A 25,741-nucleotide genomic window follows, 5' to 3' on the forward strand; every position below is an offset into this window, starting at 1 on the left:
GCCTGTGGAGGCAGCAACTATGAATCGCACCGCGCGGGTGGAGCGCGTCACCAAGGAATCCAATATCGTCGTCGAGCTCGATCTCGACGGCACCGGTAAGACCGATATCGCCACCGGTGTCCCGTTCTACGACCACATGCTGACCGCGCTCGGCGCACACGCCAGCTTCGATCTCACGGTCCGCGCCGAGGGCGATATCGAGATCGAGGCGCACCACACCGTCGAGGACACCGCCATCGTGTTCGGCCAGGCGCTGGGCAAGGCACTGGGCGACAAGGCCGGCATCCGTCGATTCGGTGACGCGTTCATTCCGATGGACGAGACCATGGCGCACGCCGCGGTCGACGTCTCCGGCCGTCCGTACTGCGTGCACACCGGCGAACCCGATCACCTGCTGCACGCGGTGATCCCCGGTTCGGGCCCCGGCGCACCGTATTCCACCGTGCTCAACCGGCACGTTTTCGAGTCGATCGCGCTCAACGCCCGTATCGCGCTGCACGTGCGCGTGCTGTACGGCCGCGACCAGCACCACATCACCGAGGCCGAATTCAAGGCGGTGGCACGGGCGTTGCGCGCCGCTGTCGAGTTGGATCCGCGGGTGAGCGGTGTGCCGTCGACGAAGGGAACGCTGTGACCGACAAAACTGTCGCACTGCTCGACTATGGCTCCGGCAATCTGCACTCGGCCCAGCGTGCGCTGATCCGGGCCGGCGCCACTGTCGAGGTGACCGCCGATGCCGGCATCGCGCTCGCCGCCGATGGACTGGTCGTCCCCGGTGTCGGAGCATTCGCCGCGTGCATGGCGGGGCTGCGTGAGGTGAAGGGCGAACGGATCATCGGCCAGCGTCTGGCTGGTGCTCGTCCGGTGCTCGGCATCTGCGTCGGCATGCAGATCCTGTTCGAGCGCGGCGTCGAGTTCGGTGTCGAGACCGATGGTTGTGCGGAATGGCCGGGTGTCGTGGAGCGGCTGTCCGCTCCCGTTCTCCCGCATATGGGCTGGAACACGGTGTCGGCGCCGACCGACAGTGTCTTGTTCGCGGGGATGGATCGCGACACGCGTTTCTATTTCGTGCATTCCTATGCCGCGCAGACTTGGGACCTCCCGCCGAGCGAGCACTTCGCTTCGCCGAAGCTCACGTGGGCAGAACACGGTGTCCCATTCCTGGCGGCCGTCGAGAACGGTCCACTGTCGGCGACGCAGTTTCATCCCGAAAAGTCCGGTGATGCGGGCGCACAGTTGCTCCGTAATTGGGTGAACTCGCTGTAAACACCCGCTGGCCAGGCGATTTGACATCATGCACGCCGGTAAGTAACTTTATCCAAGTCAGAGCGACACGGACACCGACCCGGAGCCGCGAAGCCCAGTGGAAACACTGAGCGGAGGGCCTGGGAAACGAGGTAGTACGAGGAGCGCCTGACACTCACACTAGTTCGGACGAGCTCGGATTTTGTCTTCGAGAGCGGCTGGGCTAAGCTTGAAAAGTTGCCTCACTGAAGTTCCGGATCAACTCCGGCGTGGAAGTGTGTGCGTGTGTTCTTTGAGAACTCAATAGTGTGTCGATGAATGTCAGTGCCAAATGTTTTATTTGGTTCCGGCTCCTCAAACCCCCGTTTGGGTGGGTCGGACATTTTTGTCAGCAAATATTTTTTGCTGGCGTTTGATTTTGCCAAGGTTTTCGGACTCTGGTTAATTCTTCTGATTCGCCCTTTTGGGGTTGTTTCAAGAGTCTTCAACGGAGAGTTTGATCCTGGCTCAGGACGAACGCTGGCGGCGTGCTTAACACATGCAAGTCGAGCGGTAAGGCCCTTCGGGGTACACGAGCGGCGAACGGGTGAGTAACACGTGGGTGATCTGCCTCGTACTTCGGGATAAGCCTGGGAAACTGGGTCTAATACCGGATATGACCATGGGATGCATGTCTTGTGGTGGAAAGATTTATCGGTACGAGATGGGCCCGCGGCCTATCAGCTTGTTGGTGGGGTAATGGCCTACCAAGGCGACGACGGGTAGCCGACCTGAGAGGGTGACCGGCCACACTGGGACTGAGACACGGCCCAGACTCCTACGGGAGGCAGCAGTGGGGAATATTGCACAATGGGCGGAAGCCTGATGCAGCGACGCCGCGTGAGGGATGACGGCCTTCGGGTTGTAAACCTCTTTCGACAGGGACGAAGCGCAAGTGACGGTACCTGTAGAAGAAGCACCGGCCAACTACGTGCCAGCAGCCGCGGTAATACGTAGGGTGCGAGCGTTGTCCGGAATTACTGGGCGTAAAGAGCTTGTAGGCGGTCTGTCGCGTCTTCTGTGAAAACTCACAGCTCAACTGTGAGCTTGCAGGGGATACGGGCAGACTAGAGTACTTCAGGGGAGACTGGAATTCCTGGTGTAGCGGTGAAATGCGCAGATATCAGGAGGAACACCGGTGGCGAAGGCGGGTCTCTGGGAAGTAACTGACGCTGAGAAGCGAAAGCGTGGGTAGCGAACAGGATTAGATACCCTGGTAGTCCACGCCGTAAACGGTGGGTACTAGGTGTGGGTTTCCTTCCACGGGATCCGTGCCGTAGCTAACGCATTAAGTACCCCGCCTGGGGAGTACGGCCGCAAGGCTAAAACTCAAAGGAATTGACGGGGGCCCGCACAAGCGGCGGAGCATGTGGATTAATTCGATGCAACGCGAAGAACCTTACCTGGGTTTGACATACACCGGAAACCTGCAGAGATGTAGGCCCCCTTGTGGTCGGTGTACAGGTGGTGCATGGCTGTCGTCAGCTCGTGTCGTGAGATGTTGGGTTAAGTCCCGCAACGAGCGCAACCCTTATCTTATGTTGCCAGCGCGTAATGGCGGGGACTCGTGAGAGACTGCCGGGGTCAACTCGGAGGAAGGTGGGGACGACGTCAAGTCATCATGCCCCTTATGTCCAGGGCTTCACACATGCTACAATGGCCGGTACAGAGGGCTGCGATACCGTGAGGTGGAGCGAATCCCTTAAAGCCGGTCTCAGTTCGGATCGGGGTCTGCAACTCGACCCCGTGAAGTTGGAGTCGCTAGTAATCGCAGATCAGCAACGCTGCGGTGAATACGTTCCCGGGCCTTGTACACACCGCCCGTCACGTCATGAAAGTCGGTAACACCCGAAGCCGGTGGCCTAACCCCTTGTGGGAGGGAGCCGTCGAAGGTGGGATTGGCGATTGGGACGAAGTCGTAACAAGGTAGCCGTACCGGAAGGTGCGGCTGGATCACCTCCTTTCTAAGGAGCACTTCTCCAGAGCCGTTCAACACAGGTTGAATCGTGCCTGGCAGAGACCGTTTAGTCCTCGTTTGTGGGGCTGCGGACGCTCATGGGTGGAACACTGACTAGTTTCGCGCCGGATGGTTCTTCCTCAGTGGAGAATTGGTGGTGAATATATCGGCACACTGTTGGGTCCTGAGAGAACACGCGAGTGTTTCCTCTTAGGCAAGATAACGACGAGACCGGGTGGTTACGCAGACCGCGCTGCTGGAGACAGTGGTGGGCATGGTGGTGATCGAAGCTCGGTTTTGTGTGTTGTTTGAGAACTGCACAGTGGACGCGAGCATCTTTGTTAGTAAGTGTTTAAGAGCGTACGGTGGATGCCTTGGCACCAGGAGCCGATGAAGGACGTAGGAGGCTGCGATAAGCCTCGGGGAGCTGTCAACCGAGCTGAGATCCGAGGATTTCCGAATGGGGAAACCCAGCACGAGTGATGTCGTGTTACCCGCATCTGAATATATAGGGTGTGTGGAGGGAACGTGGGGAAGTGAAACATCTCAGTACCCACAGGAAGAGAAAACAATAGTGATTCCGTGAGTAGTGGCGAGCGAAAGCGGATGAGGCTAAACCAGGGGCATGTGATACCCGGCAGGGGTTGTGTTCTTGGGGTTGTGGGGTCATTCTTCTCAGATCTGCCGGTCTGGGCGACAGTCAGAAACCGTTGTGTTAGTTGAAGTGGTCTGGAACGGCCTGCCATAGACGGTGATAGTCCGGTAAGCGAAAACTCAACGGCTGTTGTGGATGATGCCCGAGTAGCAGCGGGCCCGTGAAATCTGCTGTGAATCTGCCGGGACCACCCGGTAAGCCTGAATACTCCCTGGTGACCGATAGCGGACTAGTACCGTGAGGGAAAGGTGAAAAGTACCCCGGGAGGGGAGTGAAATAGTACCTGAAACCGTGCGCTTACAATCCGTCAGGGCCTGCGCCAACTTCGGTTGGGTGGGTGATGGCGTGCCTTTTGAAGAATGAGCCTGCGAGTTAGTGGCATGTGGCGAGGTTAACCCGTGTGGGGTAGCCGTAGCGAAAGCGAGTCCGAATAGGGCGTTTTGAGTCGCGTGTTCTAGACCCGAAGCGGAGTGATCTACCCATGGCCAGGGTGAAGCGACGGTAAGACGTCGTGGAGGCCCGAACCCACTTAGGTTGAAAACTGAGGGGATGAGTTGTGGGTAGGGGTGAAAGGCCAATCAAACTCCGTGATAGCTGGTTCTCCCCGAAATGCATTTAGGTGCAGCGTCGCGTGTTTCACACCGGAGGTAGAGCTACTGGATGGTCTAGGGGGCCTACAAGCTTACCGAAATCAGCCAAACTCCGAATGCCGGTGTGTGAGAGCGCGGCAGTGAGACTGCGGGGGATAAGCTTCGTAGTCGAGAGGGAAACAGCCCAGATCGCCGGCTAAGGCCCCTAAGCGTGTACTAAGTGGAAAAGGATGTGGAGTCGCGAAGACAACCAGGAGGTTGGCTTAGAAGCAGCCACCCTTGAAAGAGTGCGTAATAGCTCACTGGTCAAGTGATTCTGCGCCGACAATGTAGCGGGGCTCAAGTACACCGCCGAAGCCGCGGCACTCCAACAATACATCCGCCATTCCTTACGGGGGGTGGTGCAGTGGTTGGGGTGGGTAGGGGAGCGTCCTATAGCCATGGAAGCAGCAGCGTGAGCTAGTTGTGGAGGCTATGGGAGTGAGAATGCAGGCATGAGTAGCGAAAGACGAGTGAGAAACTCGTCCGCCGAATGACCAAGGGTTCCTGGGCCAGGTTAATCCGCCCAGGGTGAGTCGGGACCTAAGGCGAGGCCGACAGGCGTAGTCGATGGACAACGGGTTGATATTCCCGTACCCGTGTATCCGCGCCCAATGGCGAATCAGTGGTGCTAAGTATCCAAAAGCGGACCTATCACCTTCGGGTGAAGAGATGTGGCTGCATACGACCCTTGCTGTAGTAGTCAAGCGATGGGGTGACGCAGGAAGGTAGCTGGGCCAGTCAGTGGTTGTACTGGTGTAAGCCTGTAGGGCGTTGTGTAGGTAAATCCGCACAGCATGTGCCTGAGAGGTGATGCGTAGCCGATTGAGGTGAATTCAGTGATCCTATGCTGCCGAGAAAAGCCTCTAGTGAGTTGGTACACGGCCCGTACCCCAAACCGACACAGGTGGTCAGGTAGAGAATACTGAGGCGATCGAGAGAACTGTGGTTAAGGAACTCGGCAAAATACCTCCGTAACTTCGGGAGAAGGAGGGCCTTGTCTGGTGAACACCCTTGCGGTGGGAGCTGGGTGGGGTCGCAGAGACCAGTGAGAAGCGACTGTTTACTAAAAACACAGGTCCGTGCGAAGTCGTAAGACGATGTATACGGACTGACGCCTGCCCGGTGCCGGAAGGTTAAGAGGACCGGTTAGCCAGTAATGGCGAAGCTGAGAATTTAAGCCCCGGTAAACGGCGGTGGTAACTATAACCATCCTAAGGTAGCGAAATTCCTTGTCGGGTAAGTTCCGACCTGCACGAATGGCGTAACGACTTCTCAGCTGTCTCAACCACAGACTCGGCGAAATTGCATTACGAGTAAAGATGCTCGTTACGCGCGGCAGGACGAAAAGACCCCGGGACCTTCACTATAGCTTGGTATTGGTGTTCGGTACGGTTTGTGTAGGATAGGTGGGAGACTGTGAAGCATGCACGCTAGTGTGTGTGGAGTCGTCGTTGAAATACCACTCTGATCGTATTGGACTTCTAACCTCGGACCATGATCTGGTTCAGGGACAGTGCCTGGTGGGTAGTTTAACTGGGGCGGTTGCCTCCTAAAATGTAACGGAGGCGCCCAAAGGTTCCCTCAGCCTGGTTGGCAATCAGGTGTCGAGTGCAAGTGCACAAGGGAGCTTGACTGTGAGAGTGACAGCTCGAGCAGGGACGAAAGTCGGGACTAGTGATCCGGCACCGGCAAGTGGAAGCGGTGTCGCTCAACGGATAAAAGGTACCCCGGGGATAACAGGCTGATCTTCCCCAAGAGTCCATATCGACGGGATGGTTTGGCACCTCGATGTCGGCTCGTCGCATCCTGGGGCTGGAGTAGGTCCCAAGGGTTGGGCTGTTCGCCCATTAAAGCGGCACGCGAGCTGGGTTTAGAACGTCGTGAGACAGTTCGGTCTCTATCCGCCGCGCGCGTCAGAAACTTGAGGAAGGCTGTCCCTAGTACGAGAGGACCGGGACGGACGAACCTCTGGTGTGCCAGTTGTCCTGCCAAGGGCACTGCTGGTTAGCTACGTTCGGAAGGGATAACCGCTGAAAGCATCTAAGCGGGAAGCCTGTTCCAAGATGAGGTTTCTCACCACCTTCGAGTGGTTAAGGCCCCCCACAGACCATGGGGTTGATAGGCCAGAACTGGAAGCCCGGTAACGGGTGTAGGTGACTGGTACTAATCGGCCGAGGACTTACCAACAAAGAAGCTACGCGTCCACTGTGCGGTATCTGAAACAACACACAGACACTGCGGCAGACACAAGGTCTGCAACCCCTTTTTTCTTTTGGGGTTGTCGGTTTTTGTGTCAGCGCTGTTGTGTGGATAGTTTCATAGAGTTACGGCGGCTATAGCGGTGGGGAAACGCCCGGTCCCATTCCGAACCCGGAAGCTAAGGCCACCTGCGCCGATGGTACTGCACTCGACAGGGTGTGGGAGAGTAGGACACCGCCGGAACATCCTTCACGAAAGCCCCTGACTTCGGTCAGGGGCTTTCGTCGTTTCTGGATCACCCGTGGTTCCGGGCGAGCGCCGGAATCCACTGCGACACAACCCAGTTACTTCCTGATCGGGCGTCGCGCGGCGAGCTGCGCGCGATCGGCGGCGGCGCGCCCCGCTTCCCAGCCTGCGGCGCTGCCGATGGAAATGCGACCGGCCCGCACCTCGGGGAAGAGGTTCTCGAAGGCTTCATCGACCTGCTGCTGATGGGAGGCCAGTGCCGGCAATAGGCGGGTGGGATCAGCGGATTCGGCGATCGTGGTTTCGGTCGCCGCTGCCAGCCGCTCACCTATTCGAGCGGCGTAGGCGATGAGGAACGACTTCCGGAACGAACGGCTCCGAGAGTGCGCGTTGCGCGTGTGGTCGCCACTCGCGATCATCGCCCTGGTCGCCTGGACGAGCAGCGACGTGGTCAACAGCTCGACGGCCTCCAGGTCCGCCTCGTCGCCGACGATGGTCATGAATCCCCACGCCGAGGCAAAGATCGCGCGGCAGCGATTGGCCCGGGTGACCACTTCGACAAGGTGCGCTTTGGCGTCGACGTACGGAGTTTCCAGCCAGATTCTGCGCACACCCGGCAGATCGGGGACGGAGGTGTTCGCATCGACCAGCACCCGATCGAGGGCGTACTTGGTCATCAGCTCCTGGGCCTTGGCCGACAGGGTTTCCGCCTCCTCCGGGAAGGATGTCGACTCGGCCTTGGCGAGCAACCCGCGTACTCGGCCCAGCACCTTCTCATCGACGTGATGGTGTGCGCCGGCATCCGGCCGGGCCGTGCCGGGCAACGGCTTGATGAGTTCCAGCTTCGGCAGCAGAATCAACAGCGCCAGCGCCTCGATCACGGTGGTCAGCGCTTCCGCCGGGGTCAACAGCTGTTGTGCCGCCCACTGGCCGAGATGTGGTTCCGATTCGGACCACCATGCGTCGGCTTTCAGCTCGGCGAGCTGTGCACGCCAGGTCTCGTCGATGGTGGCGAGTCCGAAGGGCTGGATGTAGGCGGCCATCACGTCGGTCAGTAAGCCGACCGCGAACGGATCGACGCGGCGCCGTGCGGCCTGGTGGATGTCCTCCGGCAACCAGCCGTTCTGGAAGACTCTCGTGATGATGTGCTGATCTGCCAGGCGCGCACCGTGTTCCAACTCGGGTGTGAGCGATCCACTGCCGGGAAGTTGGGTGGCGAACCGTTTGGCGACGCCCGGGTTTCCCTGCGCCGACTCCATCGCGGCAGCCATGATGGCGTTGGCGAACTGCTCTGCGGCCGGTTGCCGCGCTTGGTCGTGCGCCCCCTGCGCGGCCCAGAAGTCGGAACCGCCGTGCCGCGCCCGCTGCTTGGCCGCCCGATGTCGGCGATTCGGCTTGCCCATGATCAACGCCCCTCTTGTCGTTCGACGGTGCATGTAGGTCTTGCAGCATGAGCGCACTCTCCGACCCGACTACCGACCATATTTTACGAAGCCCGTCGACCGCCGATGGGGCCGTGAGCTGTCCGACGATCGCAGTGTCACGCGGTCGAGTTCGCCATTCTCCGGAACACCCTGACTCGGTCCGGACGGATATGGGGGATGCATCCGGATCCGCCGCGCCGATTCCCGGGCCTACGGTCGTGACGAGGAGGTCGTCATGAAATCCGTCACGGTTCCGCTGACCGTCGTCGGGGTGTACGCCACGGTCGCGAGCTTTGCGTTCGCGGCGGCCCGCACCGAGACGATCTTGCTGTACCCCAATATCTTTCGCGATGTACCCGAGTCGTTGGCGCGGTTATCGCGTACGGGTTCTCGCAATGGCGTGACTCATGGGCGCGTGCCGGTGGACCACTGCGGCGTCGTCTGCACTCGCGACAGTCGCCAGCCCTCGGCGGCGCGGACCGCGTCGAAGCGGTAGACCTCGCCGAGAGTGAACTGCGGCTCCGGCGCGATCCTCGGCTCGGCGGCCGCGGCCGGAGTGAAAGTGGCGATGAGATTCGCCCTGACCTCGGCGGTGTCGCCCCGCAGATCGACCATCACATTGCTGATGAAGTGCTGAATTCGCTTGTCGTCGGAGTGATTGCGGCCGGCCTGCGCGATGAGCGCGGCGCGCCCCTCCGCCAACCCGCCGGGGGTCTCAGCGATCGCATCGAGGGTATAGATCGCGCCCAGGTCGTCGTATCGTCCCTCGTCCAAAGCGCGGCCCAACTTGTCGACCAGTGCATTGATCTCGTTGCGGTCCACCAGTTCTCGCAATTGCCGTTGGTTGACTGTTGTCGCGCAGGCGGCGAGCAGCACCAGTGGCAGCGCGGTCAGCGGCGCAAGGATGCGGCCGATCTTGTTCATCGCTTCGAGCCTTTCGAGCTGAACATTGGTCACTCCAATGTTGGTGAGTCCAACAATAGCAAAACGTGGGTGACACCAACAAGTGTTGGTACATTGCTCCCATGGAATACGCGCACGACGACGCCCCCGGCCGGCTGCGAGCCTTGCCGACGAGGTTGGTGAATCAGGTGGCCGTCATCGCCAACCGGGCGACCGAGCGCGCATTGGACAGCACCGGATCGCGTCGCTACCACTACTCCCTGCTGGTGACCCTCAGCGATTTCGGACCGGCCAGCCAAGCCGACCTCGGTAGGCGCACGCGCATCGATCGCAGCGACATCGTGGCCGCTCTGAATGACCTGGCCGAACGAAGTTTCATTGAACGCAGCCCCGATCCCGGCGACCGCCGCCGAAATATCGTCACCATCACCGAGGCGGGCACCCGCCACCTCGCGGATCTCGACGTCCGGATCGCCGGCGCGCAGGACGAGCTACTCGCCGACCTGTCGTCCGCGGACCGCGGCGAACTCGTTCGGCTGCTCACCCGTATCTTGCGCGCACACGCCGACTGACGCTTTCCGCGATGATCGTCGCCGCGTTTGCGCAGATAGCGAAGTCGCAGGCCGGAGGTGGGGCGCGTGGACCGGGCTACTAAACTGCATCCGTGAGTCTTGTGCTGCTACCTGCTGTCGATGTCGCCAATGGAGAGGCCGTGCGCCTGGTTCAGGGGGAGGCGGGCAGCGAAACCAACTACGGCTCCCCGCGCGACGCGGCGCTCGCCTGGCAGGAAGCCGGTGCGGAGTGGGTGCATCTGGTCGATCTCGACGCGGCCTTCGGGCGTGGCTCCAATCGGGAACTGCTGGCCAAGGTCGTCGGCGAACTCGATGTGCAGGTGGAACTGTCCGGCGGCATCCGCGATGACGAATCCCTGGAGGCCGCGCTGGCCACCGGCTGCTCCCGGGTCAACCTCGGCACCGCCGCGCTGGAAGATCCGCAGTGGTGCGCCGGCGCCATCGCCAAGCACGGTGAGCGCATCGCCGTCGGCCTGGACGTGCGCATCATCGACGGTGAGTACCGGCTGCGCGGGCGCGGCTGGGTCAGCGACGGCGGCGACCTGTGGGAGGTGCTCGAGCGGCTCGAACGCGACGGCTGCTCGCGCTACGTGGTCACCGACGTGACCAAGGACGGCACCCTCACCGGCCCCAACCTGGATCTGCTGCGCGAGGTGTGCGCCGCCACCGATGCGCCGGTCATCGCCTCCGGCGGTGTCTCGACCATCGAGGATCTGATCGCGATCGCCGGACTGGTCCCGGAGGGCGTCGAGGGTTCGATCGTCGGCAAGGCGCTGTACGCGGGCCGCTTCACGCTGCCCGAGGCGCTGGCCGCGACGCGCTGACGATTCGATGACCGCCAACCGCCTCGACACCGAACTACCGGCCCTGCTCGCCGTCGCCGGCGACATCCTCGATGCGGCCAGTCCCCGTTTCGTCGAGGGGGTCGGCGCGCCGAGCGCGGTGACCAAGGGCCGCAACGACTTCGCGACCGAACTCGATCTGGAGCTGGAGCGCACCATTTCCGCACAGCTCGAGCAGCGCACCGGAATCGAGGTGCATGGTGAGGAATTCGGCGGACCGCAGCTCACCTCCGGCACGGCGTGGGTGCTCGATCCGATCGATGGCACCTTCAATTACTCATCGGGACACCCGCTTTCGGGCATGCTGCTGGCGCTGGTGCACGACGGGGAGCCGCTGCTGGGGTTGACCTGGCTGCCGTTGCTCGGCCAGCGCTACGCGGCGGCCGCCGGCGGTGCGGTGCTGCTCAACGGCGAACCACTGCCGCGGCTGCCGCGCGGGAAGCTCGGCGAGGCGATGATCGGCTTCGGCGCGTTCAATGTGGACTCCGCGGGGCGCATTCCGGGCCGGTTCCGATTCGATCTGCTCAGCCCGCTGAGCAGGTTGTCCTCGCGGGTGCGCATGCACGGCTCCACCGGAATCGACCTGGCGTTCACCGCGTCGGGCGTGCTCGGCGGTGCGATCGTCTTCGGACATCATCCGTGGGACAACGCCGCGGGTGTCGCGCTGGTGCGGGCGGCGGGCGGTGTCGTCACCGATCTGGCGGGCGAGCCGTGGACCATCACCTCGGGTTCGGTGCTGGCCGCCGCGCCGGGAGTGCACGAGGAACTGCTCGAAATGATTTGCACGGTCGTCGACGATGCGTGAGGCCGCGCGACAAGAGACTTCGAAGAAGGGTGAGCCGATGACGTTGGCGGTACGCGTGATTCCGTGCCTGGATGTCGACGCGGGCCGGGTGGTCAAGGGCGTCAACTTCGAAAACCTGCGCGATGCGGGCGATCCCGTCGAACTGGCCGCCGCCTACGATCTGCAGGGCGCCGACGAGCTGACCTTCCTCGACGTGACCGCCTCCACCGGCGACCGCGGCACCATGATCGATGTGGTAACCCGCACGGCCGAGCAGATTTTCATTCCGCTCACCGTCGGCGGCGGTGTGCGCACGGTGGAAGATGTGGACCGGCTGCTGCGCGCGGGCGCGGATAAGGTTTCGGTCAACACCGCCGCCATCGCGCGCCCCGAGGTGCTGCGCGAAATGTCGGAGCGGTTCGGTTCCCAGTGCATCGTGCTCTCGGTGGACGCCCGCACCGTGCCCGACGGCCAGCCCGACACCCCGTCCGGCTGGGAGGTCACCACGCACGGCGGCAAACGCGGCACCGGTATCGACGCCATCGAGTGGGCCGTGCGCGGAGCCGAACTCGGCGTCGGCGAGATCTTGCTCAACTCGATGGATGCGGACGGCACCAAGGCCGGTTTCGACCTGCCGATGATCAAGGCGGTGCGCGAGGCGGTTTCGGTGCCGGTGATCGCGAGCGGGGGAGCAGGTGCGGTCGAGCACTTCGCGCCCGCCGTCCAGGCGGGTGCGGACGCGGTTTTGGCGGCCAGCGTCTTCCACTTCGGTGACCTGACCATCCCGCAGGTCAAAGCCGCGATGCGCGCCGAGCGGATCATCGTCCGCTAGGTCGCAAACCGGTCGTCGCGCACCACCTTTACGCGTCGCATAGTTGCAGCCTGTGCGCGGCGTGCAACCGGTAAGCGCCGAAGTGGAGGTGCGGGGTTGGTTGCCGCCGGGGAATGCTCGGTGCGTGGGTTGCGGTTGCAGCAGGGGTGAGTATCGGAATTGCGTTGTCTCCCTTCGGCCTCGACGCCAGCGACAATGCGGTGGACGCCGCCGTCGTCCTGGGGAAGGAGGCTGCCGCCGTCGGCGTGAGTTCGCTCTGGTTCGGCCAGCTGTTCAGCCACGACACGATCGGCCTCGCGGGCATCGTCGGCCGAGAGGTGCCGGAGCTCGAGGTCGGCACCTCCGTTGTGCCGATCGCCGCACGACATCCCCTGCTGATGTCCAGCCAAGCTCAAACCGCCCAGGCCGCAACCCATGGCCGCTTCACTCTCGGTGTCGGCCTCGGCGCCCGCTTCCTCACCGAGTCGGCCTTCGGCGCACCCTACGACCGCCCCATCGCCCGCCTCCGCGAATTCCTCGCCGCACTGCGCGGCGTGCTCGCCAACGGCGAAGTGGAGTTCCGCGGTGAAACCCTCACCGCGGTAACACCGATGCCCGCAGTGGTCGCGGGCGCCGAACCCACGGTTCCCGTCCTGGTCGCGGCGATGGGCCCGCAGGCGCTGCGCGTCACCGCCGAATTGGCCGACGGCACAATGCCATTCCTGGTCGGCCCGCAAGCCTTGGCTGAGCACATCGTCGCTCCCATCACCGCGGCCGCCGAACAAGCCGGACGCCCGCGCCCCCGCATCGTCGCCATGGTCCCAGGCGTTGTCACCGCGGACGTCGACACCGCCCGCGCGACCGCCACCGAACAAATGGCCTTCTACAACGACATTCCCTCCTATAAGCGAATGATCGAGCTCTCCGGTGCATCGCACGCCGCCGACCTGGCCGTGATCGGCGATGAACGAGCCCTCGCCGACCAGATCGCCGCGTATTTCGACGCGGGCGCCACCGATGTCGTTGTCGCCCAGACCGATCTGGCGACCGATGCCGATCGCCGGCGCACTTGGCAGGTGCTCGGTGAGCTGAACCGCGCTCGCACTGCCTGACCGTGCAACGATTCTCGCAGAGTTCGGCCGCCACGCCGTCGCGGTGATTGCTATCTGCCCGATAGTTACCCAGGCTTGGCGTCCATGTCCGCCGTGTGTCCCTCATGCTCTTGGCCCTCGCCGATGCTGGTGTCGTCGCATGGCTCCGTTCGCTATCTGCGCTGTGTCTGTGGCAAGTGGCTGGTCGCCCACCGCGGCGGCGTGAGTCTGGTCACCGGCAGGGCCGCCTGCGCGAAAAAGGCTGCGGCCGAACACTTCGAATTGATTCCGCCGCCCGAGCAGTGATCACGGGCCCGGCATACCAGGCCCGAGATGAACGGATTCCGCTCCTGCGCAACCGCATTCGCCAGCTATCGCCGTCAAAGAATTCGATGTAATTCGCGCACGTCGGTACGGACCATTATCGTGAGCACGACAATTGCCTTTCGAAAGAATGCGCTCACGTCGTCGGATAATCAGCCGGAGCCGCGCTTATCGCGGTGCTCGAGCGGCATCACTAATGACCGAGGACGCCGACCGAGTCGAATTGTTTGCCGACCTGTATAACGGTGGCATGACTCTCGACCCCGCGATTGCCGCCCGGCTCAAGCGCAACGATGCCGGCCTCGTCGCCGCCGTCGCGCAGGAGCGCGGCACCGGCGATGTGCTGATGGTCGCCTGGATGGACGACGAGGCGCTGGCCCGCACGCTGGAAACCCGTAAGGCGACCTACTATTCGCGTTCCCGCCAGCAGTACTGGGTCAAGGGCGAGACCTCCGGTCATACCCAGTACGTGCACGAGGTCCGCCTCGACTGCGACGGGGACACCATCCTGCTCGTGGTCGACCAGGAGGGCGCGGCCTGTCACACCGGCACCCACACCTGCTTCGATTCCGACCTGCTGCTCGCCGACAACTGACCAGACCCGGAAGTCGTCGAGCCCCCGATAAGGTCGCGCGCCTACGAATGCGGCTGATCGTCGCGGTCTGTCGGCCGTCCGTTGGACTGGTTCAGCGTGTCGACGAGGCGCGCGGCAAGGGTCTCGCTGAGTTCGGCCAGCCGCGCCGTCTGCTGGGCATCGAGACCGTCGAATACCAACCGCCGCACCGCGTCCAGATAACCGGGCGCCGCCTCGATGACCTTCAAGTAGCCTTCGTCGGTGAGCACTGCCTGCACACCGCGCCGACCGGTGGTTGCTGAGCGTTGCGCCCAGCCCATCCGCTCCAGCTTCGATACGACATGCGAGAGTCGTGATAGCGATGCATTTGCCTTGTGGGCAAGCTCACTCATCTGCAGACGGTGGCCCGGCTCTTCCGATAACAGGGTGAGCACCCAGTATTCGAAATGCGTAACCCCGGATTCGCGCTGCAGTCGAGTATCCAAAGCGCCTGGTAGACGTGTCATCAGCGCCACGATTGCGTGCCAAGCTCGTTGTTCGTCCGGGTCGAGCCACTTCGTCACTGGATGCCTTCTTTCGAGCCAAGTGACGTGTTCTTGTTGGTGAGCCTAACGATTATTGAAAAGCATGTTCACGGTCACTCGCGTGAATGAGTTTGCCACGACTTCGCTCGACCGTCATGAAGTTCGTTATCGACGTGAGGTCACTCACAGGGTTTGTTGGCGTGTCGCCGACGTGTCCGGGGTGACTGTCGGCGTTTGCGGGGCGACCGCGGGCGGTGGTTTCGGCGCTGCCGACTCGCCGGGATGTTTGCGCCGCCGGCGCCTCGCGACGATCAGGAACACCGCGGCGAGAAAGACCACGACGGCGACGATGGCACCGACCAGTGACGCACCGCGGAAGGCGGGCGCGTCGACATCCAGGATTCGCTGACCGGCATGCGCGGCACTGTTGCCGCCGAGCACGATCGACAATGTCATCAGATTCGGAATCGCGGTGATCACCGCGAGCAGCGCGGCGGCGCCCGCGATGAACTTGCCGGCCCGGCGCTTCCACACCAGCGTGGCGGACAGCAGCAGGAACAACGGGAGCGCGGTACCGAGTACTCCGTAGACCAGACCCCAGCCGATGCCCTTGCTGAAACTGCCGCTCACCAGCTCGGCGAGGCGCTGCGCCCACCAGCGGGGGATGAACGCGGCCAGAATGAAATAGGCGATGACCAGCACCGCGACGACCGCCAGTGCGCCGATGATCCGGGTGCGCCACGTGGCCAGCGTGGATTTCTGCCCGTCCGGCCGAACCTCGCTCGAAGTCATGAACCCAGCGTATGCCGGGCAACAGGTGCGGTGATGATCATCGACGTGGTGTTTCGAGACGGCCGGCGGAAGCGGCCGCGGTCAGGGCTACTGAAGAGCGCGCTCGCGCAGGAACTTCAGCGCCTCGTCCGCGTGCACGTTGGCCTGCAACTCCCCGGTGATCACCTTGGCGATCTTGCGATCCGGGTCGATCACGAATGTGTGCCGCTTGACCGGTGCCACGATCCCGAGCAGACCCCGCTTCACCCCGAACTGGGCGGCCACCGTGCCGTCTGCGTCGGAGAGCAGGGGATAGCCGAGATTCTGTCGCTCCGCGAACCCGGCCTGCACGTCCACCTTGTCGGTGCTGATGCCGACGCAGGACGCGCCGAGCGCCGCGAATTCGGCGGACAGATCGCGAAAATGACAGGCCTCCGCGGTGCACACCCGCGTGTTCGCGGCAGGGTAGAAGAACAACACCACGGGACCGTTCGCGAGCAGGGCATCGAGCGAACGCGGTGTACCGGACTGATCGGGAAGCTCGAACTCGGGAGCGAGCTGACCTGACTGCATAGTGGGACAGTACCGGGCGCGGGGTCGGTTCGGCGCCCCGGCGCTTCGTCCCCGTCGTGGTCCGAGCGGATCGCGATGACGGGGACGAGCACCTTCCTCAGGCACCGATGAGTGCGGCGACCTCCGGATTCTTGATCTCCATGACATCGAGAATCCCGTGCGCGCGCAGGAACGGCCTGAGCTCCTTGATCCGGTCGCTGTGTATGGCGTACTCGTCCGGAAAGTGGTGCTTGTCCAGGGCTTCTAGCGCTTTCACGTAGGTGACGAAGGACGCTAGGGCATTCACGGGGGTGGAGCCCTGTAAGCCGCCCATCGTATGCAGGCCGACCATCCGCGGGGGCTGACCTGGCATGCCCGGTCCGGCGGCGTGCCGGCCCTCCAGCGCACCTGGTTGCGAGGGGTACATCTTGTCTCCTCTCGGAATGGATACCGCGTGTTGGATCGAACGGGGCGAGTGTAGTGACGCCCGTCACCGGCCCCTTACAGTGCGTCACAACCGGTCAGTCGGTTCAGAGGGCTGGTTCTTTGGAGCGACCTGCCAGCAATCCCAATCGCTACGGCAGGGTGCACCGACAGCGTGTCGGACCCAGCTGGGATGATGGCGTCATGCCTGGCGCGTCCACTCCCACCACCACATCCCGCGAACAGTTCCACCTACTGGCTGCGGAGCATCGGGTGGTCCCGGTCACCCGAAAGGTGCTGGCGGACTCCGAAACTCCGCTGTCGGCCTACCGCAAACTCGCGGGTGATCGGGCCGGTACCTTCCTGTTCGAGTCCGCGGAGACCGGGCGGTCGTGGTCGCGTTGGTCGTTCATCGGCGCAGGCAGTCCGTCCGCGCTGACGGTTGTGGACGGGGAAGCGGCGTGGCTCGGACACACCCCGGTGGACGCGCCGTCCGGCGGTGATCCGCTGGTGGCCTTGCGCGAGACCCTGCGGTTGCTGCAGACCGAGCGGCTGCCCGGCCTGCCCCCGCTGACCGGCGGCATGGTCGGCTATCTCGGCTATGACGCGGTGCGCCGGATGGAACGGCTGCCCACCCTGGCCATCGATGATCTGCGGCTGCCGGAGATGGTGCTGCTACTGGCCACCGACCTCGCGGCCTTCGATCACCATGAGGGCGCGATCACGCTCATCGCCAACGCGGTCAACTGGAACGGCACCGCGGAACGGGTCGACGAGGCCTATGACGACGCGGTGGCCCGGCTCGATCGGATGACCGCCGCGCTGGCGACACCGTCGGAGTCGACCGTATCGGTCTTCGATCAGCCCGACCCGGAGTACCTGCGTCGGCGCACCACCGACGAATTCGGCGCGGGGGTGCGCCGTCTGGTCAAGGAGATCGAGGCGGGGGAGGCCTTCCAGGTCGTGCTCTCGCAGCGCTTCGAGATGGACTACGACGGCGCGCCGCTGGACCTGTATCGGATGCTGCGTGCCTCCAACCCCAGCCCGTACATGTACCTCATCCACATTCCGGACGGCGACGGCGGCACCGCGTTCTCGATCGTCGGCTCCAGCCCGGAATCCCTGGTAACCGTGAAAGAGGGTGTGGCGACGACACATCCGATCGCGGGCACCCGGTGGCGCGGCGTCACCGAGGAGGACGACCTGCTGCTGGAGAAGGGGCTACTGGCCGACGAGAAGGAGAACGCCGAGCACCTGATGCTCGTCGACCTCGGCCGCAACGATCTGGGCCGGGTATGCCAGCCGGGCACGGTACGCGTCACCGAGTACCGGCACATCGAGCGCTACAGCCACGTCATGCATCTGGTCTCCACGGTGTCCGGGCGCCTCGCGCCGGGCAAGATCGCGCTGGACGCGGTCAACGCCTGCTTCCCCGCAGGCACCCTGTCCGGCGCGCCGAAGGTGCGGGCGATGGAGCTCATCGAGGAGCTCGAGCCCACTCGTCGCGGCGTGTACGGCGGCGTCGTCGGCTACCTCGACTTCGCGGGCGACGCGGATACCGCGATCGCCATCCGCACCGCACTGCTGAAAGACGGCACCGCCTATGTGCAGGCGGGGGCGGGCATCGTCGCGGATTCGGATCCGGATTACGAGGACGTCGAATCCCGCAACAAAGCGATGGCGGTGCTGCGGGCGGTAGCGTCCGCGAAAACCGTGCGAGCCTACGGCGCGCCCGCCCCTGAGCACGGCGGCGCGGAATGACCGGCTCGCATCCCACCGATACCGATCCCACCGACTCCGCGACCGCTGAACCCGCGAAGCGCAAGTATCCGATCGGGGCGATCGTCCTGCTCGCCATCGCCGCGGCGGCGCTGTGGGGGGCGTCCAGAATGACCTGGGTAACTGTCTCGTCCACCGACGGCCTCACCGAACCACGCACCGACAAACTGAACGGCGGCGTCTGGTTCGGCGCGCTCACTCCGCTGGCCCTGGTATTGCTCGCCGCCATCGCCGCGGTACTGGCCACCCGCGGCTGGCTGCGGCGCATGTTCGGCGTCCTCATCGGCTTGGTCGCCGCGGTGACCGCGGTCCCCGCATTCGCCCTGCTGACCAAGTCCGGCGCGACCGCGGCCCGCGCCGCCACCCTGGCGGAGCTACCTGGGCGCGCGACGGTCACCGAGGTGGTCACTGCTCAGTTCCCGGCCGTGCTTTCGCTGGTGGGAGCGCTGGCGGCCTTTGTGGCCGGTGTCCTGCTGGCCCGGATGCCCGCGGCGGCCGCCCGGCTGTCCGGCAAGTACGACAACCCGGTGTTCCGCCGCGCCGCCGCCACCGAGCAGGTGACGCAGCAGCGCACAGATGAGGCGTCGGGCGATACCACGGCGACCCCCGGGCAACTCTCCGAGCGCGTGCTCTGGGACGCGTTGGACGCGGGCACCGACCCCACCGAGGAAGCGACGAAGCCCACTGTGGCACCCGCCGATTCGGTCGACCATGATCAGGGCAAACCCGGGGGATCGGGTGTCTGAGCAGGTGACTACAAACCCCGGCGCAGCTGCGCCACAAGCAGCCATTTATTCTTTGTCAGCATCGGTGAGACAGCGCCTGGGGGGATTCTCAGGCAGCAAGTCCGTCTCCCCAGAAAGGATTCGAGCCAGATGACGGTACTCGACTCGATTCTCGACGGGGTCCGCTCGGATGTCGCCGCTCGGGAAGCCCTCCTGGACTTCCAGGCGATCAAAGCGGCCGCCGCCGCGGCGCCCTCGCCGCTGGACGCCCGCGCCGCGCTCCTCGAAGACGGCATCGGCGTCATCGCCGAGGTCAAGCGCGCCAGCCCCTCCAAGGGCGAGCTCGCGGACATCCCGGACCCGGCGAGCCTGGCCAAGTCCTATGAGGACGGCGGCGCGCGCATCATCAGCGTGCTCACCGAGGGCCGCCGCTTCCACGGGTCGCTCGACGACCTGGACGCGGTCCGCGCCTCCGTGAGCATTCCGATCCTGCGCAAGGACTTCGTCGTCGGGCCCTACCAGATCCATGAGGCCCGCGCGCACGGCGCGGACGTCATTCTGCTCATCGTCGCGGCACTGGAACAGGACGTGCTGAGCTCGCTGATCGACCGCACCGAATCGCTCGGCATGACCGCGCTGGTGGAAGTGCACACCGAGGAAGAGGCCGACCGCGCGCTCGAAGCCGGTGCCTCCATGATCGGCGTGAACGCCCGCAATCTCAAGACCCTGGAAGTGGATCGGGACGTATTCGCGCGCATTGCGCCCGGCCTGCCCACCGAGGTCATCCGCATCGCCGAATCCGGCATCCGCGGCACCGCCGACCTGCTGGCCTACGCCGGTGCGGGTGCGGACGCCGTCCTGGTCGGCGAGGGCCTGGTCACCAGCGGTGATCCGCGTGCCGCCGTCTCCGAGCTGGTAACCGCGGGCACCCACCCGTCCTGCCCGAAGCCCGCGCGGCGGGGCCGGTGAGCACGGTGACAACGTTGCCAAAGGCTTCGGACGGTGTGCACGAGCGCAGCGGTCACGAGCCCGATCTCGGCGGTCACTTCGGCGTCTACGGTGGTCGGCATGTGCCCGAGGCGCTGATGGCGGTGATCGAGGAGGTCACCGCCGAATACGAGAAGTGTCGCTTGGATCCGGCCTTCCTGGATGAACTGGACCGGCTGCAGCGTGACTACACCGGCCGCCCGTCGCCGATATTCGAATGCCGGCGGCTGGCCGAGCACGCCGGTGGCGCGCGCATCATCCTCAAGCGCGAGGACCTGAACCACACCGGTTCGCACAAGATCAACAATGTGCTGGGCCAGGCGCTGCTGGCCAAGCGCATGGGCAAGACCCGCGTGATCGCGGAGACCGGTGCGGGGCAGCACGGCGTCGCGACCGCGACCGCGTGCGCGCTGCTCGGTCTCGAGTGCATCGTCTATATGGGCGCTGTCGACACCGCGCGTCAGGCGCTGAACGTGGCCCGCATGCGGCTGCTCGGCTCCGAGGTGATCTCGGTGACCACGGGATCGCAGACGCTCAAGGACGCGATCAACGAGGCACTGCGCGACTGGGTCACCAATGCCGACGCCACCTACTACTGCTTCGGCACCGCCGCGGGTCCGCACCCGTTCCCGATGATGGTGCGCGATTTCCAGCGCATCGTCGGCATGGAGGCGCGCGCTCAGGTGCAGGCGCTCATCGGTCGGCTGCCCGATGCGGTCACCGCCTGCGTCGGTGGCGGCTCCAATGCCATCGGGATCTTCCACCCCTTCATCGACGATGCCGGCGTGCGGCTGATCGGTTACGAGGCGGCCGGTGACGGCGTCGAGACCGGAAGGCACGCGGCCACTTTCACCGGCGGCACACCCGGTGCGTTCCAGGGCGCGTACTCGTATCTGCTGCAGGACGAGGACGGCCAGACCATCGAATCGCATTCGATCTCGGCGGGTCTGGACTATCCGGGCGTCGGCCCCGAACACGCCTACCTCAAGGACATCGGTCGCGCCGAATACCGGCCGATCACCGATGTCGAGGCGATGGACGCGCTGTTGCTGCTGAGCCGTGCCGAGGGCATCATCCCGGCGATCGAGTCCGCGCACGCGGTGGCCGGTGCGCTCGAGCTCGGCAAGGAACTGGGCAAGGGCGCGGTCATCCTGGTGAACCTGTCCGGGCGCGGCGATAAGGATATGGACACGGCGGCACGATGGTTCGGCCTGTTCGACGACCACGCCGATAAGGAGAGCCACCAGTGAGTCAGCAGTCCCGGCTAGCCAACACTTTCGCCGCCGCCCGCGCGGAGGGCAGGGCCGCGCTGATCGGCTACCTGCCCGCGGGCTACCCGGATCTGGCCGGATCGATCGAGGTGTGCCGCACCATGGTCGAATCCGGTTGCGACATAGTCGAAGTCGGCGTCGCCTACTCCGATCCGGTGATGGACGGACCGACCATTCAGGCCGCGGCCGAGCAGGCGTTGCGCGGCGGCGTCCGGGTGCGCGATGTGTTCTCCGTCGTCGAGGCGATCACGCGGGCGGGCGGCAAGGCCGTGGTGATGAGCTACTGGAATCCGGTGCTGCAGTACGGTGTCGACCGCTTCGCCCGGGATCTGGCCGCTGCGGGCGGGTCCGGCATCATCACCCCGAATCTGATTCCGGAAGAGGCGGACGACTGGTTCGTCGCCTCGGCCGCGCACGATTTGGACCGCATCTTCCTGGTCGCACCGTCCTCCACCGAGGAGCGCCTGGTCAAGACCCTCGAGGCCAGCCGTGGCTTCGTCTACGCGGCCTCGACCATGGGCGTCACGGGCGCCCGCGATGTCGTCTCCTCCGCCGCCCCGGCGCTGTGCGCGCGCATCCGCGCCCATTCCGATATCCCGATCGGCGTCGGCCTCGGTGTGCGCTCCGGTGCGCAGGCGGCCGAAATCGCCTCCTACGCAGACGGTGTCATCGTGGGCTCGGCACTGGTGACCGCCGCGGCCGAAGGGCTCGACGCGGTGCGGGCACTCACGGCCGAACTGGCCGAGGGCGTGCGCTCCGCGACCGTCGCCTCCTAGCCGCCTCCGCAGCCGATAAGGGCGCGCCGACCGCGAATCTCGCTGTGCCGCCACGCTCCGCTACGGTTGGGGCCGTGACCTTACGAGTCCTCGCAGACAGCGTCCTGAGCAACGGTGCCGTCACCGCTGATGTGTTGGCCTACATCCCCAGCCCGTCGCAGGGCGTGTGGCATATCGGTGCGTTCCCGCTACGGGCCTACGCCCTGTGCATCATCATCGGCATCGTCGTCGCCATCTGGTGGGGTGAGCGGCGCTGGCAGGAGCGCGGCGGGCAGAAGGGCGCGATCCTCGACGTTGCGATGTTCGCGGTGCCCTTCGGGCTGGTCGGTGGGCGGCTCTACCACGTGGCCACCGATTGGCAGAAGTACTTCGGCGCCGACGGTCACCCGATCGACGCGCTGAAGATCTACCAGGGCGGCCTCGGCATCTGGGGTGCGGTCTTCCTCGGCGGCGTCGGCGCCTGGATCGGCTGCCGGGTGTATCGAATTCCGTTGCCCGCGTTGGGTGATGCGATCGCGCCGCCGATCCTGCTGGCGCAGGCCATCGGCCGCATCGGCAACTACTTCAACCAGGAGCTCTACGGCCGCAAGACCGATGTGCCGTGGGGTCTGGAGATCTACCTGCGGTTCGACCGTGACGGCAAGCTCGACATGATGAATGGCGTCGCCGAAGGTGCCGCCGATAAGGTCGTGCAGCCGACGTTCCTGTACGAGATGATCTGGAATCTGCTGATCGTCGTGCTGCTGGTGCAGATCGATAAGCGCTACCGCATCGGCCACGGCCGCCTGTTCGCGCTGTATGTGGCCGGATACTGCCTGGGTCGCTTCTTCGTCGAGCTGCTGCGCGATGACGAGGCAACCAAGATCGCGGGGATCCGGATCAACTCGTTCACCTCGGCGCTCGTATTTCTTGCCGCCATAGCCTATTTCGTCTTCGCGACCAAGGGGCGCGAGACGGCGGATCAACTGCAACCCACCACAGCGACCCGACCGTGGCCCTGGCAGTTCCGCGCGCTGCGGGCCGCGGGCGCCGAGTCGGAGGCCGCGTCCGCGGCGGAAGCGGCCAAGGCGGCCGCGCATGCGAAGAAGGACGATAAGGCGGTTGTGGACCAGGCCGACCAGGACGAAGAAACCGCGAAGGCCGATCTGATCAAATCCGCCGACTCTGGCAACGAACCGGATATCACCGGCGATAACTCAGAGGAGTCCGTCGCCGCCAAGGTCGCGGATGTCGAGCCGGTGGCGTCGGAGGCGACAAAAGTAGCCGATTCCACTAAGAATGACTCGTGATCGTCGCGAGGCATCGTCCTGCTCGGCAGATCAACAGGCCGGGGGCCAGAGGGTACCCGCACAAATGAGGAGGACATTTCGTGACCGACCCTTACCAGAACAACCCACAATTCGGTGGACCGCAGTACGGTCCGCCCGGTACGGGGCCGGATCTGAACAAGGCGCCTGATCAGAGCCAGCCGCAGTATCCGCAGCAGCCGGATCCCTATGCGCAGCAGCCCCAGTACGGTCAGCCGCAGTACGGTCAGCCGCAGTACGGTCAGCCGGATCCGTACGGTCAGCAGCCGGGAGGCTACCCGCCCGCGCCGTACCCGGGCGGCTACAACCCGAACGATCCGGAAGCGCCCTACGGCCGCGACCCGTTCGGTGTTCCGTTCTCGGACAAGCAGAAGCTGACCGCGGGTCTGCTGCAGATCTTCCTCGGCGCGTTCGGCATCGGCCGTTTCTACACCGGCCACACCGGCATCGCCATCGCTCAGATCGCGGTCACCTGGTTGACCTGTGGTATCGGTGGTATCTGGCCGCTGATCGACGGCATCATGATGCTGGTCGGCAAGGTGCCCGACAGCCTCGGGCGGCCATTGCGCGACTGATCACCGCGTACAGCTGACGACGGGCCCCGTCGCATCCGATGACGATGCGGCGGGGCCATCGCGATTCCGGGCCCATTGTGCGAGGATTCGGCGCACCATGATCGCAATCCTGTCGATCGGTATGTTCCTGGCGTAGCCTGAGCCGGGTTTTTGTGTCGTGTGCGGATGTTGTCGTGGTTCGCACACCGAAGAGAGGGACTTCCGTGCGCCGCAAGCTGTTCGCCGCCGCCATGCTCGCCATCGTCGCCGCCACCGGACTCACCGCGTGCGGCAGCAGCAGCGATCCGAACGTGCTGAAGGTCGGGACGGAAGGCACCTACTCGCCCTACAGCTACCAGGGTTCCGACGGCAAGCTGACCGGCTACGACGTCGAGGTGATCCAAGCGGTCGGGGACAAGATCGGCAAGAAGATCGAGTTCGTGCAGACGCCGTGGGACGCGATCTTCGCGGGTCTCGAGTCCAAGCGCTTCGACTTGGTCGCCAACCAGGTGACCATCAATGACGAGCGCAAGGCCAAATACGCACTGTCGCAGTCGTATACCACCTCCGAGGGGGTGATCGTCACTCGCGCCGACAACAACGGCATCACCTCGCTCGCCGACCTCAAAGGCAAGACCAGCGCACAGTCCGCGACCAGCAACTGGGCCAAGGTCGCCGAGGGCGCGGGTGCGAAAGTCGAGGCGGTGGAGGGCTTCGTGCAGGCCATCCAGCTGCTGAAGACCGGCCGCGTCGACGCCACCGTCAACGACAGCCTCGCCGTGCTCGAGTACGCCAAGAAGAACGGCGATACCAGCGTGAAGGTCGCCGCCAAGACCGGCGAGGTCAGCCACCAGGCATTCGCCGCGCGCAAGGACGATGGCGTGATCGGTCAGATCAACTCCGCCCTCGACGCACTGCGCGCCGACGGCACGCTGGCGAAGATCTCCGAGAAGTACTTCGGCACCGACGTCAGCAAATAGCCGTCGTGGACCCCGCGACCAGGGAACTGATCTGGCACAACCTGTGGCCGATGCTGCAGGCCACGATCGACAAGACCATTCCGCTGACCGCGATCAGCTTCGTCATCGGCTTGGCCATCGCTTTGTTCGTGGCGTTGGCACGGATGTCGCCGACGTGGTTCCTCTCGGGTCCGGCCCGGTTCTACATCTCGATCATTCGCGGCACGCCGCTGCTGGTCCAGCTGTTCATCGTGTTCTACGCGCTGCCGCAGTTCAATATCGTGATCGATCCGTTCCCGGCGGCGGTGATCGCGTTCAGCCTCAATGTCGGCGGCTACGCCGCCGAGGTCGTGCGCGCCGCGATCCTGAGTGTCGCGCACGGCCAGTGGGAGGCGGCCAAGGCACTCGGCATGTCCTACGCGCAGGAACTGCGGCTGATCATCCTGCCGCAGGCCGCCCGCATCGCGGTACCGCCGCTGTCCAACACGCTCATCTCGTTGGTGAAGGACACCTCGCTGGCCTCCACCATCCTGGTGACCGAACTACTGCGCACCGCCCAACTGGCAGCGGCCCCGACCTTCGACTTCTTCGCCCTCTACGGCGTCGCCGCCCTCTACTACTGGGTGATCTGCCTGATCCTCGGCTTCGGTCAGACCCGTCTGGAGACCCGCCTGTCTCGCCACGTCGCGCGCTGAGGTTCCCTCATCCGTGCCTACCTGCCGTAGGTCACGACCCCTTTGTACCTTCTGCTAAGCCTTGGTACATATTTTTCACCTAGCTTTCACCGAGGCCACAGCAGTCTGCGGGTACCAGAC

At 64.3% G+C, this 25,741-nt stretch carries 24 protein-coding genes and 3 rRNA genes; 21 read left to right on the forward strand and 6 right to left on the reverse strand.

What is annotated here, in order from left to right; all coding sequences use genetic code 11:
• The first annotated feature begins 19 nt into the window (after positions 1–19).
• The 5 genes from hisB (at position 20) to rrf (ending at position 6,970) form a co-directional block, all read left to right on the forward strand.
• On the forward strand, positions 20–634 hold the full coding sequence (gene hisB, locus OG874_RS04530; RefSeq protein ID WP_330253870.1) for an imidazoleglycerol-phosphate dehydratase HisB: 615 nt from the start codon (positions 20–22) through the stop codon (positions 632–634).
• Complete coding sequence (gene hisH / locus OG874_RS04535) at positions 631–1,266, forward strand: imidazole glycerol phosphate synthase subunit HisH (protein ID WP_330253871.1); 636 nt, start codon at positions 631–633, stop codon at positions 1,264–1,266. Before hisB ends, hisH begins: the two co-directional genes overlap by 4 nt.
• Before the next feature lie 463 nt (positions 1,267–1,729).
• Positions 1,730–3,248: ribosomal RNA gene (locus tag OG874_RS04540) — 16S ribosomal RNA — on the forward strand.
• Positions 3,249–3,583: 335 nt separating this feature from the next.
• A 23S ribosomal RNA gene (locus OG874_RS04545) occupies positions 3,584–6,715 on the forward strand.
• Between the two features lie 138 nt (positions 6,716–6,853).
• A 5S ribosomal RNA gene (rrf, locus tag OG874_RS04550) occupies positions 6,854–6,970 on the forward strand.
• Together the 16S, 23S and 5S rRNA genes form the textbook arrangement of a ribosomal RNA operon.
• Positions 6,971–7,071: 101 nt before the next feature.
• On the opposite strand, the gene OG874_RS04555 is transcribed toward rrf, so the two are convergent.
• Together OG874_RS04555 and OG874_RS04560 are read right to left on the reverse strand one after the other, a co-directional pair.
• Positions 7,072–8,376 carry a DUF2786 domain-containing protein gene (locus OG874_RS04555; RefSeq protein ID WP_330253872.1) on the reverse strand — a complete coding sequence of 435 codons (1,305 nt, stop codon included), beginning with the start codon at positions 8,374–8,376 and terminating at the stop codon, positions 7,072–7,074.
• Positions 8,377–8,802: 426 nt separating this feature from the next.
• Positions 8,803–9,354, reverse strand: coding sequence for a nuclear transport factor 2 family protein (locus OG874_RS04560; protein WP_330253873.1), 552 nt, complete (start codon positions 9,352–9,354; stop codon positions 8,803–8,805).
• 68 nt (positions 9,355–9,422) lie between these two features.
• On the opposite strand from OG874_RS04560, the gene OG874_RS04565 reads away from it, so the two are divergent.
• The 7 genes from OG874_RS04565 (at position 9,423) to hisI (ending at position 14,319) form a co-directional block, all read left to right on the forward strand.
• Positions 9,423–9,872 carry a MarR family winged helix-turn-helix transcriptional regulator gene (locus OG874_RS04565; RefSeq protein ID WP_330253874.1) on the forward strand — a complete coding sequence of 150 codons (450 nt, stop codon included), beginning with the start codon at positions 9,423–9,425 and terminating at the stop codon, positions 9,870–9,872.
• 92 nt (positions 9,873–9,964) lie between these two features.
• Positions 9,965–10,696, forward strand: coding sequence for a bifunctional 1-(5-phosphoribosyl)-5-((5-phosphoribosylamino)methylideneamino)imidazole-4-carboxamide isomerase/phosphoribosylanthranilate isomerase PriA (gene priA / locus OG874_RS04570; protein ID WP_330253875.1), 732 nt, complete (start codon positions 9,965–9,967; stop codon positions 10,694–10,696).
• A gap of 7 nt (positions 10,697–10,703) precedes the next feature.
• The gene (locus OG874_RS04575) at positions 10,704–11,519 is read left to right on the forward strand and encodes an inositol monophosphatase family protein (RefSeq protein WP_330253876.1); all 816 of its coding nucleotides are present in this window, start codon (positions 10,704–10,706) and stop codon (positions 11,517–11,519) included.
• 37 nt (positions 11,520–11,556) lie between these two features.
• Positions 11,557–12,330: an imidazole glycerol phosphate synthase subunit HisF gene (gene hisF, locus OG874_RS04580; RefSeq protein ID WP_330253877.1), complete on the forward strand. Its 774-nt coding sequence runs from the start codon at positions 11,557–11,559 to the stop codon at positions 12,328–12,330.
• A 146-nt stretch (positions 12,331–12,476) separates the two neighbouring features.
• The gene (locus OG874_RS04585; protein WP_330253878.1) at positions 12,477–13,421 is read left to right on the forward strand and encodes an LLM class F420-dependent oxidoreductase; all 945 of its coding nucleotides are present in this window, start codon (positions 12,477–12,479) and stop codon (positions 13,419–13,421) included.
• 123 nt (positions 13,422–13,544) lie between these two features.
• Positions 13,545–13,706: a hypothetical protein gene (locus tag OG874_RS04590; protein ID WP_330253879.1), complete on the forward strand. Its 162-nt coding sequence runs from the start codon at positions 13,545–13,547 to the stop codon at positions 13,704–13,706.
• A 268-nt stretch (positions 13,707–13,974) separates the two neighbouring features.
• Positions 13,975–14,319 carry a phosphoribosyl-AMP cyclohydrolase gene (hisI, locus tag OG874_RS04595; protein ID WP_330253880.1) on the forward strand — a complete coding sequence of 115 codons (345 nt, stop codon included), beginning with the start codon at positions 13,975–13,977 and terminating at the stop codon, positions 14,317–14,319.
• Between the two features lie 41 nt (positions 14,320–14,360).
• Here hisI and OG874_RS04600 read toward each other — a convergent pair whose 3' ends face one another.
• The 4 genes from OG874_RS04600 to OG874_RS04615 form a co-directional block, all read right to left on the reverse strand.
• Positions 14,361–14,804 (reverse strand): MarR family winged helix-turn-helix transcriptional regulator, encoded by a 444-nt coding sequence (locus OG874_RS04600; protein ID WP_330253881.1) that lies wholly within the window; start codon positions 14,802–14,804, stop codon positions 14,361–14,363.
• A 201-nt stretch (positions 14,805–15,005) separates the two neighbouring features.
• On the reverse strand, positions 15,006–15,614 hold the full coding sequence (locus tag OG874_RS04605) for a permease (protein ID WP_330253882.1): 609 nt from the start codon (positions 15,612–15,614) through the stop codon (positions 15,006–15,008).
• 87 nt (positions 15,615–15,701) lie between these two features.
• Positions 15,702–16,166, reverse strand: coding sequence for a peroxiredoxin (locus OG874_RS04610; protein ID WP_330253883.1), 465 nt, complete (start codon positions 16,164–16,166; stop codon positions 15,702–15,704).
• A 97-nt stretch (positions 16,167–16,263) separates the two neighbouring features.
• Positions 16,264–16,572 carry a hypothetical protein gene (locus OG874_RS04615; protein WP_330253884.1) on the reverse strand — a complete coding sequence of 103 codons (309 nt, stop codon included), beginning with the start codon at positions 16,570–16,572 and terminating at the stop codon, positions 16,264–16,266.
• Positions 16,573–16,772: 200 nt separating this feature from the next.
• On the opposite strand from OG874_RS04615, the gene OG874_RS04620 reads away from it, so the two are divergent.
• The 9 genes from OG874_RS04620 (at position 16,773) to OG874_RS04660 (ending at position 25,621) form a co-directional block, all read left to right on the forward strand.
• Complete coding sequence (locus OG874_RS04620) at positions 16,773–18,329, forward strand: anthranilate synthase component I (RefSeq protein ID WP_330253885.1); 1,557 nt, start codon at positions 16,773–16,775, stop codon at positions 18,327–18,329.
• A complete protein-coding gene (locus OG874_RS04625) occupies positions 18,326–19,093 on the forward strand; it encodes a TIGR02234 family membrane protein (RefSeq protein ID WP_330253886.1) in 768 nt (255 codons plus the stop codon). The genes OG874_RS04620 and OG874_RS04625 overlap by 4 nt, the downstream gene beginning before the upstream one ends.
• Positions 19,094–19,222: 129 nt before the next feature.
• The gene (gene trpC, locus OG874_RS04630; RefSeq protein WP_330253887.1) at positions 19,223–20,041 is read left to right on the forward strand and encodes an indole-3-glycerol phosphate synthase TrpC; all 819 of its coding nucleotides are present in this window, start codon (positions 19,223–19,225) and stop codon (positions 20,039–20,041) included.
• Complete coding sequence (trpB, locus tag OG874_RS04635) at positions 20,038–21,309, forward strand: tryptophan synthase subunit beta (protein ID WP_330253888.1); 1,272 nt, start codon at positions 20,038–20,040, stop codon at positions 21,307–21,309. Before trpC ends, trpB begins: the two co-directional genes overlap by 4 nt.
• Positions 21,306–22,106 carry a tryptophan synthase subunit alpha gene (trpA, locus tag OG874_RS04640; RefSeq protein ID WP_330253889.1) on the forward strand — a complete coding sequence of 267 codons (801 nt, stop codon included), beginning with the start codon at positions 21,306–21,308 and terminating at the stop codon, positions 22,104–22,106. The genes trpB and trpA overlap by 4 nt, the downstream gene beginning before the upstream one ends.
• A 74-nt stretch (positions 22,107–22,180) precedes the next feature.
• Positions 22,181–23,395, forward strand: coding sequence for a prolipoprotein diacylglyceryl transferase (lgt, locus tag OG874_RS04645; protein ID WP_330253890.1), 1,215 nt, complete (start codon positions 22,181–22,183; stop codon positions 23,393–23,395).
• Between the two features lie 80 nt (positions 23,396–23,475).
• Positions 23,476–23,988 (forward strand): TM2 domain-containing protein, encoded by a 513-nt coding sequence (locus tag OG874_RS04650; RefSeq protein ID WP_330253891.1) that lies wholly within the window; start codon positions 23,476–23,478, stop codon positions 23,986–23,988.
• 203 nt (positions 23,989–24,191) lie between these two features.
• A complete protein-coding gene (locus OG874_RS04655) occupies positions 24,192–24,947 on the forward strand; it encodes an amino acid ABC transporter substrate-binding protein (RefSeq protein ID WP_442943283.1) in 756 nt (251 codons plus the stop codon).
• Between the two features lie 5 nt (positions 24,948–24,952).
• Positions 24,953–25,621, forward strand: a complete 669-nt coding sequence (locus tag OG874_RS04660; RefSeq protein ID WP_330253892.1) for an amino acid ABC transporter permease — start codon at positions 24,953–24,955, stop codon at positions 25,619–25,621.
• Positions 25,622–25,741: the final 120 nt, after the last annotated feature.

Origin of the sequence: Nocardia sp. NBC_00565 (assembly GCF_036345915.1) — a bacterium.
In the GTDB taxonomy this organism is placed as follows: Bacteria; Actinomycetota; Actinomycetes; order Mycobacteriales; family Mycobacteriaceae; genus Nocardia.